The 14,496-nt window shown below is 66.9% G+C and carries 15 protein-coding genes and 1 pseudogene; 3 read left to right on the top strand and 13 right to left on the bottom strand.

Going from position 1 to position 14,496, the window contains the following annotated elements; translation table 11 throughout:
* Positions 1 to 7 precede the first annotated feature (7 nt).
* The 12 genes and pseudogenes from recO to ABS88_RS16630 all read right to left on the bottom strand — a co-directional run bounded on the left by recO (position 8) and on the right by ABS88_RS16630 (position 10,549).
* Positions 8 to 757, bottom strand: a complete 750-nt coding sequence (recO, locus tag ABS88_RS16685; RefSeq protein ID WP_104959649.1) for a DNA repair protein RecO — start codon at positions 755 to 757, stop codon at positions 8 to 10.
* A 4-nt stretch (positions 758 to 761) separates the two neighbouring features.
* Complete coding sequence (locus tag ABS88_RS16680; protein ID WP_286750179.1) at positions 762 to 1,421, bottom strand: uracil-DNA glycosylase family protein; 660 nt, start codon at positions 1,419 to 1,421, stop codon at positions 762 to 764.
* A 49-nt stretch (positions 1,422 to 1,470) separates the two neighbouring features.
* Complete coding sequence (locus tag ABS88_RS16675; protein WP_076075423.1) at positions 1,471 to 1,863, bottom strand: PaaI family thioesterase; 393 nt, start codon at positions 1,861 to 1,863, stop codon at positions 1,471 to 1,473.
* A gap of 50 nt (positions 1,864 to 1,913) precedes the next feature.
* A complete protein-coding gene (gene uvrC, locus ABS88_RS16670) occupies positions 1,914 to 3,848 on the bottom strand; it encodes an excinuclease ABC subunit UvrC (protein WP_067109017.1) in 1,935 nt (644 codons plus the stop codon).
* 125 nt (positions 3,849 to 3,973) lie between these two features.
* Positions 3,974 to 4,522: a F0F1 ATP synthase subunit B family protein gene (locus ABS88_RS16665; RefSeq protein WP_076075425.1), complete on the bottom strand. Its 549-nt coding sequence runs from the start codon at positions 4,520 to 4,522 to the stop codon at positions 3,974 to 3,976.
* Positions 4,515 to 5,012: a F0F1 ATP synthase subunit B family protein gene (locus ABS88_RS16660; protein WP_104959647.1), complete on the bottom strand. Its 498-nt coding sequence runs from the start codon at positions 5,010 to 5,012 to the stop codon at positions 4,515 to 4,517. The genes ABS88_RS16665 and ABS88_RS16660 overlap by 8 nt, the downstream gene beginning before the upstream one ends.
* Before the next feature lie 48 nt (positions 5,013 to 5,060).
* Positions 5,061 to 5,285: pseudogene (locus ABS88_RS16655) on the bottom strand (F0F1 ATP synthase subunit C); the annotation flags it as partial.
* A gap of 41 nt (positions 5,286 to 5,326) precedes the next feature.
* Entirely contained in the window at positions 5,327 to 6,109 is a 783-nt protein-coding gene (locus ABS88_RS16650; RefSeq protein WP_067109020.1) for a F0F1 ATP synthase subunit A, read from the bottom strand.
* 54 nt (positions 6,110 to 6,163) lie between these two features.
* Positions 6,164 to 6,664 (bottom strand): AtpZ/AtpI family protein, encoded by a 501-nt coding sequence (locus ABS88_RS16645; protein ID WP_419964904.1) that lies wholly within the window; start codon positions 6,662 to 6,664, stop codon positions 6,164 to 6,166.
* Between the two features lie 96 nt (positions 6,665 to 6,760).
* Complete coding sequence (locus ABS88_RS16640; protein WP_083675087.1) at positions 6,761 to 7,159, bottom strand: YdbL family probable chaperone protein; 399 nt, start codon at positions 7,157 to 7,159, stop codon at positions 6,761 to 6,763.
* 28 nt (positions 7,160 to 7,187) lie between these two features.
* Positions 7,188 to 7,403, bottom strand: coding sequence for a YnbE family lipoprotein (locus tag ABS88_RS16635; protein WP_067108972.1), 216 nt, complete (start codon positions 7,401 to 7,403; stop codon positions 7,188 to 7,190).
* Positions 7,400 to 10,549 carry an intermembrane phospholipid transport YdbH family protein gene (locus ABS88_RS16630; RefSeq protein WP_234002641.1) on the bottom strand — a complete coding sequence of 1,050 codons (3,150 nt, stop codon included), beginning with the start codon at positions 10,547 to 10,549 and terminating at the stop codon, positions 7,400 to 7,402. Before ABS88_RS16630 ends, ABS88_RS16635 begins: the two co-directional genes overlap by 4 nt.
* A 214-nt stretch (positions 10,550 to 10,763) precedes the next feature.
* Between ABS88_RS16630 and radC the strand changes: the two genes are divergently transcribed.
* Together radC and rnk are read left to right on the top strand one after the other, a co-directional pair.
* Entirely contained in the window at positions 10,764 to 11,456 is a 693-nt protein-coding gene (gene radC, locus ABS88_RS16625) for a RadC family protein (protein WP_104960343.1), read from the top strand.
* Positions 11,457 to 11,721: 265 nt separating this feature from the next.
* A complete protein-coding gene (gene rnk, locus ABS88_RS16620) occupies positions 11,722 to 12,135 on the top strand; it encodes a nucleoside diphosphate kinase regulator (protein ID WP_076075432.1) in 414 nt (137 codons plus the stop codon).
* A 92-nt stretch (positions 12,136 to 12,227) separates the two neighbouring features.
* Here the strand turns inward: rnk and ABS88_RS16615 are convergent, their stop codons facing one another.
* The gene (locus tag ABS88_RS16615; RefSeq protein ID WP_286750178.1) at positions 12,228 to 12,722 is read right to left on the bottom strand and encodes an EF-hand domain-containing protein; all 495 of its coding nucleotides are present in this window, start codon (positions 12,720 to 12,722) and stop codon (positions 12,228 to 12,230) included.
* Between the two features lie 201 nt (positions 12,723 to 12,923).
* Between ABS88_RS16615 and purB the strand changes: the two genes are divergently transcribed.
* On the top strand, positions 12,924 to 14,240 hold the full coding sequence (gene purB, locus ABS88_RS16610) for an adenylosuccinate lyase (protein WP_076075435.1): 1,317 nt from the start codon (positions 12,924 to 12,926) through the stop codon (positions 14,238 to 14,240).
* The last annotated feature ends 256 nt before the right edge of the window (positions 14,241 to 14,496 follow it).

Genomic DNA, 14,496 nt, shown 5'->3' with positions numbered 1-14,496 from the left:
GGTCGCTTCACGCAACCGCCCTCTTGAGCCGGTCGAGCAATCTTTCCCTTGCCGTCAGCAAGTCGCGGTTGCGCCCGTCGAGCCCGTCGCGGTCGAGAAAATGCCCGGTCAGTGCCAGAAAATCGATGACATCCGTCATCGTGGGTTCGGCCGCCGTCCCGTCGGGCCGATCGTTGCGCAGGAACGGCGGCAGGCGGAGAAGCCGGCTTTCATATCCGGCGGCGGCGGCCGTGCTTACGGCGCCACCCGACTTCGGGCTGACATAGGCCAGATCGTCGGACGTTCCCGTCACGACGCATTCGCCGAGGTCGAGCCCGAAACCGAGTTCGGCGAGCAGCAACAATTCATAGCGCCCGAGCGCAAGCGCCCATTGCCGCGCCGATGGCGCAACGCCGATGGCATCGAGAACGGCGGCCAGCGCGACGTAGAGGGCCGGATAGGGCTGCGCTTCGGGCAGCGTCGCCGCGGTCAGGCTGGTCGCCCATTCGATGGCCGCCGCGGGCAGCGGCTCGGCAAGCAGCGGCGCCCGGCTCGCCAGCAGCTCGACCGTCGCGCCGCCGAGCTGCTCCTCGGTCCGCGCCCGCAGGTCGAGCGCGACCAGATTCCCCGGCATCAGGATCGGCCGCAGGCGCCGCGAGCGGCCACCGCGCACATAGCCCGCGACCAGCCCCGCCTCGCGCGTCAACGCGCGCAATATCGCGCCATGCTCGCCGTGCGCGCGCACTGCGCAGACGATGGCCTCGGTAGAGAATTGCACAGCGCTACCGGATGCCTGCCTGCAATTGACGGAGTCCAATCGTAGCTTCCGGATGAATCGATGTGTCTCCGATTCTTCGTTTAAATTCGATAATCTGCCAACTTCTGGTCGATAGCTGCGCGTCAAGCACTTTGTATGCTTTGGCACCTAGAGCGATGATACGTGCCGGTCTTAGCGCAGATATCGCCGGTTGCGTTGTCATCCTCCATACTCTTCCGATTTCGCCGCGCCGTGGCTGGACATCTTGCCGAGTTCGAAAGGGCAGAATGTTCATGAAGGCAATGTCCGATTCCCTTTCTCCTGTGGCGTCGATGATTTTGGAAATGATGCGCCAAATATTGTGAGTTCTTTGCGTCTGCATCCATAAACTAGACAATGCGCCCATTGCTTCTTTCTGATCTGATACAGAGCGGGCTTCTTTGAGGCGGCGACATGCGTCATAAAGTGCTTTGTCAGAGGGATTGCCACGATAGTTGTCGCCACCGCCGCCTGGGTTGATTCCCACGAGCAGCGTACCACCATCCCATGAAGAACCCACCCAACCGGGTGCGGCCTGCATTGCATCATCAACTGACGTTTGGGGCATCAAACGCTCATCATCGAACACCTCTTGTCGCTTGAGGCGCGCGATTCGAGCAAATGCCTGCACTATTTCTTCGTTCACAGCTCAGCCCTTTCCCACCTTCAGAGAATTCAACCCAAGAATCAGGCGGTCAGGCTGGCCAAAGCACCATCTGCGTCTGCGTTACCAGCGCGACATCGGCGCCGTCCTCGGTCCGGATGCGCGTCTGCCATACCGAGAGCCGCTTGCCGATCCTGACCGGCGTCGCCTCGCCGATCAGCACCGACCCTTCGGGACCGGCGCCGAGGAAATTGGTCTTGCTCTCGATCGTCGTCGTGCCGCTCGCCCCCTCGGGCAGCGTCAGGAACGCGCCCACCGCGCCAAGGCAGTCGGCAAAGGCCATGATTGCGCCGCCATGGACGATATGCCCGGCGGTGCAGATTTCGGGGCGCACGGGCAGTTTGCCCGCGACGCGATCCTTCGTTCCTTCGTGGATGGTGACGCCCAGCGTTCCTGCCAGCGGCATCGCGGCTGCAAAATCCATAGTCTATCCTTCCCTTTCACCCCCTCCTCTGAAGAGGAGGGCATCAAAGATCATCCCCCCGCATGATAGAAATCATACACCGCCTGCGCGACGCCCGCGCTCACTCCGGGCGCCTTCTGCAAATCCTCGAGGCTCGCCCCGCGCACCGCGCGCGCGGTGCCGAAATGCATGAGCAGCGCCTTCTTGCGCGCCGGCCCGATCCCCGGCACCTCGTCGAGCGGCGACGACCCCATCGCCTTCGCGCGCTTCTGCCGATGCGCGCCGATCGCGAAGCGGTGCGCCTCGTCGCGCAGGCGCTGGATATAGAAGAGCACCGCGTTGTTGGGGGGCAGTGTGAATTCGCGCCCGTCGGGCAGATAGAAGGTCTCGCGCCCCGCGTTGCGGTCGGGCCCCTTGGCGACGCCGACATAGGGCAGATCGTCGATCCCCAGTTCGGCGAACACGGTCGAGACCGCCGACACCTGTCCGCGCCCCCCGTCGATCAGCACCAGATCGGGCCATTCGCCCCTGGTCCGTTCGGGATCTTCCTCGATCGCGCGCGCGAAACGGCGCTGGAAGACTTCGCGCATCATCGCGAAATCGTCTCCGGGCTGCGTCTCAGCGCGCTTGATGTTGAACTTGCGATAGGCGCCCTTGATCCAGCCCTCGGGGCCCGCGACGACCATCGCGCCGAGCGCGTTGGTCCCCTGGATATGGCTGTTGTCGTAGATTTCGATGCGCTGCGGCGCCTCGTCGAGGTCGAACAGCTCGGCGAGTTCGCGGCCGAGCTTCGCCTGCGTGCTGCTTTCCGCCAGCCGGCGGTCGAGTTCCTCCCCCGCGTTGCGCACCGCCTGTTCGAGGAGACGGCGGCGGTTGCCGCGCTGCGGCACGCTGATCTCCACCTTGCGTCCTGCCGTTTCGCTCAACGCCTCGGCGAGCAGCGGACAATCGTCGGGCTCGCGATCGACGAGGATCAGCTTGGGCGGCGGCACGCCTTCGTAGAATTGCATCAGGAAGCTCGCCATCACCTCGGCTTCGGGCACCCCCGCGACGTGCGCGGGGAAGAAGCTGCGATGCCCCCAGTTCTGCCCGCCGCGGATGAAGAAGCCCGCGACGCAAAGCTGCCCGCCCTTCGCCGCGAGCGCGAAGACGTCGGCGTCGCCCAGCCCGTCGGCGTGGACCGACTGGCTGCCCTGGATGAAGGTCAGCGCCTTCAGCCGGTCGCGCAGCACCGCCGCCAGTTCATAGTCCATCGCCTCGGCGGCCCTGGTCATCGCGGCGCCGAGCCGTTTCTGCACCGCGGTCGAGCGGCCTTCGAGGAAATCCTGCGCGTCGCTCACCAGTTCGGCATAATCCGCCTTGCCGATCCGCCCGACGCACGGCGCCGAACAGCGGCGGATCTGGTAGAGCAGGCAGGGACGCGAGCGGTTGGCGAAGAAACTGTCGGTGCAGCTTCGCAGCAGGAAGGTCTTTTGCAGCGCGTTGAGCGTGCGGTTCACCGACCCGGCGCTCGCGAACGGCCCGTAATAGCGCCCTTTGGCGCGCCGCGCGCCGCGGTGCTTCTGGACGCGCGGGAAATCATGGTCGGCGCGCAGCAGGATGAAGGGGAAGCTCTTGTCGTCGCGCAGCAGCACATTGTAGGGCGGGCGATAGCGCTTGATGAGCTGCGCTTCGAGCAGCAGCGCCTCGGCCTCGCTGGTGGTGGTGACGATCTCCATCGCGCGCGTCTGCGCGACCATGCGCTGGAGCCGCTGCGGCAATCGCGCGACCTGCGTGTAATTGGTGACGCGGTTCTTCAGCGCGCGCGCCTTGCCGACATAGAGCACGTCGCCGCGCGCATCGAGCATGCGATAGACGCCGGGCCGCACCGGCAATTTGCGCACCACGCCGCGGATCACCTCGGCCCCGCGCGTCAGGTCGGGCTTGTCGCCCTCCGCCCCGCTGCCGCGGACGACATAGGTCGCCTTCTCTTCGTTGAACCGGTCGGGAGCGTTAGGGCGAGCCATGGCTGCCATGTAGGCGATGACGCGACGGGTCGCCATAGGGGCGGGCCAGAAAGCCGCGATAGCCCCCAGAAACAAAAACGCCCGCGGATTTTCCGCGGGCGCCTTGGTCCGGCGATGCCGAACGATCAGCCCTTGGCGACCGCCGCGATGGCCTTATCGACGAGGGCCGCGTCCGCCTTGGCATCGTGCCGGGCGGCGATCAGAGCGGCCGCCGCGTCGGTGGCGGCCTTCGCCGCCGCTTCGCGCACATCGGCGAGCGCGCTGGCTTCGGCGGCCGCGATGCGGTCCTCGGCCATCTGCTTGCGGCGCCCGATCAGCGCGGTCGCGTCGGCCTTCGCCTTGGCGACGAGACTCTCGGCCTCGGCTTCGGCGCGGGCGCGCAGTTCCTCGGCTTCCTTTGCCGCGTGGGCGAGCTTCGCCTCATATTCGGCCTTCAGCGATTCGGCGTCGAGCCGGAGCTGTTCGGCTTCGCTGAGCTGTCTGGCGATTTCGGCGATCTTCCTGTCGAGCATCGCGCCGATCCCGGCGGGCGCCTTTTTCCAGACGAGAACGCCGAGGAAGATCGTCATCGCCAGCGCCACCCACCAGCTCGGCGACGACAGGATCGAGCCCGCCGCGCCGCCGCCATGCGCCGCACCGGCGGCTTCGGACAGGATCAGAGTCAGATTAGCCATGGAGCACCGCCTTCACCGCCTGCTTCGCGTCCGCGGCGGCGACCTTCACACCCGACAGCTTCGCGACGAGTTCGCTCGCCGCTTCCGCCGCGACCGACTCGATCTCGGCCATCGCCGATCCGCGCGCCGCGGCGACAGCGGCTTCGGCCGCCGTCATTTTCTGAGCCAGTTCGGCATCGACCTTGGCAAGGCGCTTTTCGGCGTCGCGCGCCGCCTTGTCCTTCGCATCCTGCACCGCCTTTTGCGCGGCGGCGCGGCTGAGGTCGCTCTGCTGGCGATATTGTTCCTCCAGCCCGTCGGCGGAGGCGTGCGCCGCCTTGGCCGCGGCCAGATCGTCGGCGATCTTGCGGTCGCGCGCGTCGACGGTCGCCTCGATCTTGGGATACATGCCGAGACCGATCACCACGAAAACCGCGCCGAAAATCAGCGCGAGCCAGAAAAGCTGCGATGCGAAGAACCAATTTTCCGCAAGCTGGTTGATCTGTGGCATTTCTCTTCTTCCGATTGACGACTGCCCGGCGCACGCGCGCCGAAAGGCCGCCTTCAGATAGAGCAGGATCGCGATCAGGAACGACAGCAGGCCCAGAAGCTCCGCCGCGGCGAAGCCGATGAACAGACGGCCCTGCTGACCGTCGGCCGCCGCCGGATTGCGCAGCGCGCTTTCCAGGAAGCTGCCGAAGACATTGCCCACGCCGATCGCGGCCATGCCGGCGCCGATCGCGGCGAGACCGGCACCGATGAGCGTCGCTGCTTGTGCGTCCATGAACTTAACTCCTTGAGATAAACGTTTGGATTAAAACGGGATTAGTGAAGATTGACCGCGTCGTTGATATAGAGCGAGGTCAACAGGGCGAAAACATAGGCCTGGATGCCCGCGACCAGCAGCTCGAGCGCGCTGATACCGATCATCAGGGCGAGGCTGGCGATGCCGACCGGGAGCCCGATCGCGACGCCGGCGCCCGAGCTCTGGACGATGAAGTTCGCGAACACCTCCAGCAGCACGTGTCCGGCGGTCATCGCGACGAACAGTCGCAGGCCGAGGCTGAACGGGCGCACCATGAACGACACGAACTCGATCGGCGCGATGAACGGGATCATCGGCCACGGCGTGCCGTGCGGGACGAAGAGCGAGAAGAAATGCAGCCCGTGGCGCCAGAAGCCGACGACCAGCACGATCGCGAAGGACAGGATCGCGAGGATGCCGGTGATGGTGAAGTGGCTCGTCACGGTCAGCGGGTGCAGGCCGGCCAGCGCAAAAGGCACCATTCCCAGCACGTTGCAGAACAGAATGAACATGAAGAGCGAAAAGACATAGGGCGTATACTTGCGCCCTTCCGGTCCGATGTTCGTCGACATCATCGACGACACGAAACCGGTGAAACCTTCGACGGCCATCTGCCAGCGCCCGGGAACGAGCTGCCGCTTCATGCCGCCGAGCATGAAGAGCCACAGGATGACGGCGGCGGCGGCCATCCAGACCGCACTGGTGGTCAGCCACACCTCCCGTCCCTCGACCGCGAACAGCTTCGCGATCGGTTCGACGGTGAACTGGTGCATCGGGTCGAATTTACCGGCCTCTGCGGACACGCGCGTCACTCCAAACTATCCCCGCGCCTGACGGTGCCGGGCTGAACCTTGAGCCTATGCCGAACCGCCCTTGTCGCGCGATGCGGCATTGGCGATCCGAAAGATATTCCTGAAGGCGACGACGACCCCGAGAGCCAGCATCCCCAACAAACCCCAGGGCGAGGTGTCGGCGAAGCGGTCGATCAGCCAGCCGATCAACGCACCGCCCAGCATCCCGCCCAGCAATTCGGCCAGAACCCGGTTTCCGAGCCGATAATTGGCGTCGGATTCGGGCGCACTGACCCCGGCCCGCCTGGCTTCTGCGGCTTCGGCCCGGTCCAATCGCTCTTCGAGCGAGACCAGGCGCGAATCCTCCGAAGCTGGTTCCGGATCGCTGCCATTCCCCGTCATCTTCCGCCATCCTCCTGAAACAGAACCGGAATGCCCCGATTCTGCCTGCGAAAAAAGGCCCGAAAAATCGGGGGACCCCTGAGGCGCGGTCCGTTTAGAAACGCCGCCCCATGAAGTCAATGCCCGCACGCGAGCGCGCGGCTTAATCTTGCTGCGCTGCGGCAATATCGTTCGGAGCGTGCCTCTTGCGGACGCAAAAATGCCGCCGCGTTTAGGGGCGCGGCGGCATCAAGCGCCCGCGGGCGCTGCGAAGCTCTGATCTCAGGGGCAGCGCGAATCCCGCACCGGCGCGCCGCTGTCGCGGGTCAGCCAGCGGCCGTCGGGCGCCTTGTACTTCTCGCCCGCCCTGGTCTTCGCGATCAGGTTGCATCCGGTCGCAAAGGCGAACTGCTCGACCGTGCTGCCCTGCGGCGCATTGCTGGTATAGGCGGCCTTGCGCTTGATGTTGATGTCGGTGACGAGCTTGCGCACCGCATCGGTCGGCGTCGACACGAAGCCCAGATAGCCATCGGGCTGCTCGCCGATCTGGCCGTCGGCCCGTGCCTGCTCATAGGCCGGATCGCGCTGCGCCATCGCCGAGGGAACGGCGACCGCCACCGCGGCGGTGACTGCAATCGCCGCCATCGCCATCGTGCCGGGTTTCCACTGTTTCACACGCATCTCTTTTGTGTCCCCAATCCAGTTCGCGTCAGAATATCTCGCTATTCTGCTCGATGAGCTTCTTCGCATCGCCATCCAGCCTATACACGACTTCCTGCTTGATGTTGATGTTCAGGTTGATCTCGATCGGCTTGTCCGGCGTGTCGATCTGTACGCAGCCCGCGAGGGCAGGCGCAAGGATCAGGCTCGCCAGAGCATGCGCGCCGATGGCATGCCTCCTTGCTCCGGTCTTGATGGCGGTCATGGCATGGGCTCGCTTTCTGGGGGCTGAACGGGTTTCGATGCGGCGGCGGCCGCGGCTTCGGCCTCTTCCTGCACGCGCAACAGGGTCGACAGATTCTGTTCGATCAGCAGCGTCGGATCGTAGAATCCCTTGGCCGATGTGATGAGCTGGCGGAAGGGCGCCTGGATCTTGACGTTGAAGACCAGCGGCAATCGGGCGATCTGTTTGGTCAGGAAATTGCGCGTCGCGCCCTCGCCCTGCCCCACGCCGCCGAAGCGGATGTCGGTCACCATCTCGCCGTCCAGATCCCCGTTCAATATGATCGTCAGGTCGTCATATTGGAGCGATCGCAGCGCGCCAAAGGCAAAATTGGCGATCGCGCCCAGATTGTGGTTCGACAGTTCGCCGACATAGGCGAGCGTCCCGCCGCCGGCGCGCGCGTCGATCCGCCCGCCGACGATGCGCCCGCCGAGCCCGTCGAATTCGACCGGCAGCGTCCCGTCGAACAGGCCGGTCGCGTTGATGTTGTCGAAGCCGAACTGCTGGAGGAAAATCGCCGCATCGACGCCGACGATGTCGAACGACAGGCGCCGCGTCTGGCTGGCGTTGAAATCGAGCGTCGTCGGGTGCAGCGACAGTTCACCGCCCGCGAACGGCCAGCGCCCACCGTCGATCCGCACGCGATTGTCGCCGAGCAGCCGATAGGTGATCGTCCCCCCGATCACCGGGATGCCCGGGTTGATCTCGTCGATCCGGGCCACCTGCCCCGGCGCCGACCGCAGGCCGATCAGATCGTCGAAGGTCAAGGTCGCGGTCAGCCCCGTCACCGGACCGAAGGCAGCGGCCAGATTCGCGTCGGCGGTCGCGAAGGTGCCGTGGCTGGTGACGCCATCGGGCGTCCATTCGATCCGCCCGTCGCCGACGACCGATCCCTGGACGTTGGCGACGACGCCGAGCGCGAGGCGGGTGAGCTGATCGGGCTGGAACCGGTCGTCGAATCGCAGTTCGCGGACCTTGAGGTCGGCGGCGCCGGTGCCGCTGTCGAGCCGGTGGGTGATCGTCGTGTCGACGACCGATCGCCCGCTCTTCTCTTCGCGAAATGCCGCCTCGGCATCGATCGCGCCGTTCGCGAAGCGCAAATGCGCGCCTTCGGCGACGAGCGGAAAGAAGCGCGCGTCGGGCTCTGCGTCGGTCAGGCGCACGCCGCCGTCGAGCGTCAGCCCGCCGCTGTCCCAGCGCCATGCCCCCGCAATGTCGGACAGGATGAGCGGAACGGCGCCGATCTTGCCGCCCGCGCCCTTGAGGTCGCCGCCCATCCCTTGCGCCGCCCGGCGACCGGTCAGCGATGCGGCGGCGAAACGCGTCGCGCCGTCCCCCTCGCCCAGCCGCACCTCGGCGCCGGCCAGCGCCCAGCGCATCGCGGCCAGATCGATGTCGGCACCGCGCGCATCGAAAGCGAAGGGCGAGGTCCCGCTCGTCCCGCGCAGCGCGATGCCCGGCACGCGGATATGCCCGCGCAGCCCCTGCGGCCCCGCGCTCAGCAGCGGCGCGCCGGGACGGCTGCACAAGTCGATTCGCGTGGGTGCCAGCCGGAACCCGCCCACATCGACCCGGTCGGCGCCGATTCGCGTGCAGCCGCCGTCGAGCGCGAGCGCGCCGTTCGGCGCCAGCACGCCGGCGAGCGGCACCGACAGCCGCTCGACGCGCCCATCTCCGACCGGCCCCGACAGCTCGGCGCGGGTCGCGAAACGCAGCAGCGCGCCGCCCGAGAATCGCACCGGAGCCAGCGCAAGGCGCGCGCCGCCGGCGGCATAGGGTTCGACTGTTGCGACGCCGGCGATCGTGCCATCCGCGTGCCGGTCGAGCTGGAGCGATCCCGACGGCAGGCCGCCGCCACCGAATGCCCATTGTCCGGCGGCGATCACGGCGGATTCGGGCGCGCCCAGCAGATAGGCGATGCGGCTGTCGTCGCTGCCGGTGAAATAAGCGCCGCTGGCACCGCGCAATTCGGGAGCGATCAGCTCGATCCGGGCCGATTTCCCCTCCCCCGCCAGCGCGAATCGCGCCTTGCCTCCGGTTTCGGCGAGCATGGCGGCAAGCGCCGTCGCCGCGCGCTCCGCCAACGGGCCGACCGGGGTGCCGTCGAGCGAGCGACCACCCTGAACGATGGCGCGCCGCAGCGCTTCGCCGGCGCGGGCGCGGGCGAATGTCAGTTCGCCGTCGACCTTCGGCGCCTGCTCGCCGACCGTGGCCCTGGCGGTCAGCGCCACCTGCTCGGCGGTGACGGCATCGGCGCGCAGCCCCGCCATCGCCGCCTCCACGCTGATCGCGGTGCGACCGGCGTCGCCCGAGAATTGCGCGCGGGCGCCGATCCGTTCGGCCGCCGCCGGTCCCGCCGCGAGCCGGACAATGCTGGCATCGGCGGTACCCCGCCATTGGCGCAGATCCTCGGACAGCGAGAGATCGAGCGCAATCTGCGGCGACGCAGCCGTCAGCTTGCCTTCGGCGCAGGCGAGGCTTGCGCCGCGGAGCGGCCCGACAAGCTGCGGCCGCACGTCGCGCACGCGCACGCTGCCGTAAAAGCTGACGTCGCGACCGCTGCACCCGGCCGCGGCGAGCGTCGGCGCGACCAGCGCGAGCCTTCCGTCAAAATCCCGGCGCAGATTGCCCTTCCCGTTCAGAGCCGCACCGACGGCGCCCCACGGCGTCCTCACGCGCGCGCGCGCATCGTCGAGCGTCACCGCCAGATCGGGCAGCACGAAAGGCGACGTGCTCGTCGGATCGCGGAACTTGTCGAGCGCGCCGAAAGACAGGCGCCCGTCGGCGAAGGCGCCGTAGAGACGCACGCCTTCGGCGTCGATCCGCGCCACATAGGGACCGGTGAAGCCCCAGTCGAGCACGACCTCGACGCGGCGCGCGGTCAGGTCGGGACGCGCGGGATCGCCGATGACGATGTCGGTCAGCCGCTGGGTGCGGAAACCGATCCGTTCGATCGTGTAGCGCGCGGGCACCCCGCGCTGGTCGAGCTGGTCGCGAATGAAGCTGTCGGCGATCGGCGCGCGCGCGAACCACAGGCCCGCCGCGATCGCGATCAATGCCCCGCCCGCGATCCAGCGCTTGCGGAGCCGGGGCCGCGATGCCGAATCTGCGGCGACAGGCTCGTTCATGCGCGCGACCGCGACGAAAAAGTGGCGGATCGCGAAACCGGCGATGACGTCATGCGGTCATATTCCAATCTCGCCCGTTCCCCGTCCCCGGTCTGCCCTTCCTGTCAGCAACGCCGGAATTCCCGTTTCGCTGCAAGATATTGCACCGCATCGAAGCAAAAGCGTTTCTATGACCGTTGAGCGTGCCTCACAAGGCGGTTATTCCGGTCCCGACATGGCCGACGCGCCCGCCCCGATCCCGGACCACGCCGGTCATCGCGCTCGCTTGCGCGCGCGGCTGCTCGGCGGCGATGCCGATGGCATGGCCGATTACGAGCTGGTCGAATATCTGCTCGCGCTCGCCATCCCGCGTCGCGACACCAAGCCGCTCGCCAAGGCGCTGCTGCGCGAATTCGGTTCGCTGGCGCAGCTCGTCAGCGCCGACCCCGAATCGCTGCGCCGCGTCGCCGGCATGGGCGACACGGCGGTCGCGGCGCTGAAGATCGTCCAGGCGGCGAGCCTGCGGATGCTGAAGGGCGAATTTCGCGATCGGCCCCTGCTGTCGAGCTGGGACGCGCTGCTCGACTGGCTGCGCGCCGACATGGGGCCGATCGACATCGAACGCGTCCGCGTCCTCTACCTCAACGCGCGCAACATGCTGATCCGCGACGAGGTGATGAGCGAAGGGTCGATCGACCAGTCCGCCATCTATGTCCGCGAGGTCGTCAAGCGCGCGCTCGAACTGGGCGCGGCGGCGATCGTCCTCGTCCACAACCACCCGAGCGGCAGCCCCGAACCGAGCCGGCAGGACATCGCGATCACCCGCGACATCGCGGAGGCGGCGCGGAAGCTGGGGATCATGCTCCACGATCACATCATCATCGGCGGCGGCGATCATCGCAGCTTCCGCGCGATGGGCCTGTTGTAAGGCGGCGCGGACGCGCGCCCGGCTCCGGCCCGCGCCGCGACGCCATCGGAATGTTTGACTTGCGCCGCGCGGCACGACATCATCGCGCCATGCCGACTCAGTGCACCCCTTCCCGTTTCGACCTCCGCGCGGGTCAGATTCTCGTGGGCCTCTAGCCCCGGGTCCGGTGCCTCCTGCCCCGAACCCGGGGCGAAAATCCACCCAACCCGATTCCAGCGGCGCAGCCGAGCCTCGCCCGCAATCCTCTTTCGGAAAAAAAGAACCCATGACGACCACCAGCAAGGCGACCCGCCGGCCGCCCATCCACATGATCGATACCGAAGCCGACGCGCTGACCGACCTTGCTATCGCCAAGGAAGACGATCTGCCGCAGGTCAGCGAAATGCTGCTGAACGAAATCGCGCGCGCCACCATCCACAAGGCCGAGCGCATTCCGTCCGATGTCGTGACGATGCGCTCGACCGTCGAGTTCGTCGACGAGAACAGCGGCGCGGCGCGGACCCTGCAGCTCGTCTACCCGCGCGACGCCGATATCTCCGCGGGCCGCATCTCGATCCTGACCCCGGTCGGGGCGGGACTGATCGGCCTGCGCGAGGGCCAGACCATCCGCTGGCCCGACCGTGACGGGCAGGATCATAATCTGTCGATCGTCCGCGTCACGCAGGCCGAAGCCGCCTGATCCACGCGCACCGCGGACAAACGGAAACAGCCGCCGGATCGCTCCGACGGCTGTTCCGCCGTGTCTGGGACCTATTCAGGTCAGGGACGCATTCAGGCGCCGCGCGACAGGAAGCCGATGAGTTCGGTCTTGCTGACGCCGCCCGACTTGTCGGCATCGGCGGCGCCGAACGCCTGGGCAACCCAGCTCTTCACCTGCTCCGATTCGGGATCGACCGTCGGGTCGGTCGCGGTGCGCAGCTTCTTCATCCAGGCGGAGAATTCCGTCTCGCTGAGTTCGCCGTTCGCGTCGCCGTCATAGGTGGGAAATTCCTGCTCGACGATCTGCGCGATCTGGCTCGGGGTCGCAGCGCTGTCCGACGGGGCGGGACTCGACTGCGGCGGCGGGCTCGACGGAGCCGGCTGGGCCGTCATGTCGTCCACCGGCGGCGGCGTGTCCGGTTCGACCGGTGCCGGTGCGGTCGTTTCAGCCGGCGGCATCGTTTCGGGCGCGGTCTGCGTCGCATCGTCGGGCGGCGGGGTTTCCGTCTGCGCGAACGCGGGGAAACTCACCGCGGCCGCGCCGATCATAAGCATATGTTTCAACATGATCTGTCTCCATTGGCGGCGACGGGGCCGGATTCGACAACCCGCGGCCTTGGTTCGAAGGGGCATGAGAACAACCGCCCGCGCGCCGCGAAAGTTGCCGCAGGCGCCCGATTGGCGTAGCCGCCTGCCCCTGCTAGGGGGCGGCTGGTCGCGATTCCGCCTGCATAACGCGACAAGGCGCCGCAAAAGGAAGGAAATTCAATGGTTCCGCGTTACGCCCGACCCCAGATGACCGCGATCTGGTCGCCCGAGAATCGCTATCGCATCTGGTTCGAGATCGAGGCGCACGCGACCGACGCGCTGGCCGAACTGGGCGTCGTGCCGCAATCGGCGGCCAAGGCATTGTGGGACTGGTGGGCGACCGGACCGGCGATCGACGTCGCGGCGATCGACGCCATCGAGGCGGTGACGAAGCACGACGTCATTGCCTTCCTGACATGGGTCGCGGAGCATGTCGGCGACGAAGCGCGCTTCATGCATCAGGGCATGACGTCGAGCGACGTGCTCGACACCTGCCTTGCCGTGCAACTGACGCAGGCGGCCGACATATTGCTCGCCGATCTCGACGCGCTGCTCGAGGCGATCAAGCGACGCGCCCATGAGCACAAGCTCACCCCGACGATCGGCCGCAGTCACGGTATCCACGCCGAACCCGTCACCTTCGGGCTCAAGCTCGCCGAAGCCCATGCCGAATTCGCGCGGTGCAGGACCCGCCTGATCGCGGCGCGCGCCGAGATCGCGACCTGCGCCATTTCGGGCGCGGTCGGCACCTTCGCCAATATCGACCCGCGCGTCGAGGCGCATGTCGCGGCAAAGCTCGGCCTGGCGATCGAGCCCGTCTCGACCCAGGTCATCCCGCGCGACCGCCACGCGATGTTCTTTGCCACGCTGGGCGTCATCGCCTCGTCGATCGAGCGGCTCGCGGTCGAGATCCGCCACCTCCAGCGCACCGAGGTGCTGGAGGCCGAGGAATATTTCTCGCCGGGCCAGAAGGGCTCGTCGGCGATGCCGCACAAGCGCAACCCGGTGCTCACCGAGAATCTGACCGGGCTTGCGCGCATGGTGCGCAGCGCGGTGACTCCGGCGCTGGAGAATGTCGCGCTGTGGCACGAACGCGACATCAGCCATTCGTCGGTCGAGCGCTTCATCGGTCCCGACGCGACGGTCACGCTCGACTTCGCGCTCGCGCGGCTGACCGGCGTGGTCGACAAGCTGCTCGTCTATCCCGCGCGGATGCAGAAGAATCTCGATCGCATGGGCGGGCTCGTGCATTCGCAGCGCGTCCTGCTGGCGCTGACGCAGGCGGGCGCGAGCCGCGAGGACAGCTATGCGCTGGTCCAGCGCAATGCGATGAAGGTCTGGGAATCGGATGGGCAGCTGTCGCTGCTCGACCTGCTGAAGGCCGATGCCGACGTGACCGCGCGCCTGTCCGCCGACCAACTCACAGACCTGTTCGACCTCGGTTATCACATGAAGCATGTCGATACGATCTTCGCGCGCGTCTTTGGAGCCGCATAGAGCAACGGCCGATTAGATTGAATCGGCCATTGCTCTATTTGCTTTCGTTTTCCGCATTCTGCGAGTCGTCGGCTGTGCCAGCCGACTTCAGAATGCTTTAAGATCTGTGGGGATTCAGAGTTTATCGCCGCGATATTGTGTGAAGCCGTGTTCCCCCGCCCTTCGACTGCCCGCAGGGCGGGCGCTCAGGATAAACTTCCGCCATAGGCGGAAGGCGGGGGTCCATCTTCGGCCGGTTCCATCTCGAAACCACCGC

Source organism: Sphingopyxis sp. SCN 67-31 (genome assembly GCF_001725095.1).
The sequence above is the reverse complement of the archived record's forward strand: the minus strand, read 5'-3'. Positions and strand labels throughout refer to the sequence as shown.

Excerpts from the sequence above, each read along its gene's own strand:
- ABS88_RS16675 (WP_076075423.1), bottom strand. The coding sequence starts at position 1,863 with ATGGATTTTGCAGCCGCGATGCCGCTGGCAGGAACGCTGGGCGTCACC.
- uvrC (WP_067109017.1), bottom strand. The coding sequence starts at position 3,848 with ATGGCTCGCCCTAACGCTCCCGACCGGTTCAACGAAGAGAAGGCGACC.
- ABS88_RS16665 (WP_076075425.1), bottom strand. The coding sequence starts at position 4,522 with ATGGCTAATCTGACTCTGATCCTGTCCGAAGCCGCCGGTGCGGCGCAT.
- ABS88_RS16660 (WP_104959647.1), bottom strand. The coding sequence starts at position 5,012 with ATGCCACAGATCAACCAGCTTGCGGAAAATTGGTTCTTCGCATCGCAG.
- ABS88_RS16640 (WP_083675087.1), bottom strand. The coding sequence starts at position 7,159 with ATGCGTGTGAAACAGTGGAAACCCGGCACGATGGCGATGGCGGCGATT.
- ABS88_RS16635 (WP_067108972.1), bottom strand. The coding sequence starts at position 7,403 with ATGACCGCCATCAAGACCGGAGCAAGGAGGCATGCCATCGGCGCGCAT.
- ABS88_RS16630 (WP_234002641.1), bottom strand. The coding sequence starts at position 10,549 with ATGAACGAGCCTGTCGCCGCAGATTCGGCATCGCGGCCCCGGCTCCGC.
- radC (WP_104960343.1), top strand. The coding sequence starts at position 10,764 with ATGGCCGACGCGCCCGCCCCGATCCCGGACCACGCCGGTCATCGCGCT.
- rnk (WP_076075432.1), top strand. The coding sequence starts at position 11,722 with ATGACGACCACCAGCAAGGCGACCCGCCGGCCGCCCATCCACATGATC.
- ABS88_RS16615 (WP_286750178.1), bottom strand. The coding sequence starts at position 12,722 with ATGTTGAAACATATGCTTATGATCGGCGCGGCCGCGGTGAGTTTCCCC.
- purB (WP_076075435.1), top strand. The coding sequence starts at position 12,924 with ATGGTTCCGCGTTACGCCCGACCCCAGATGACCGCGATCTGGTCGCCC.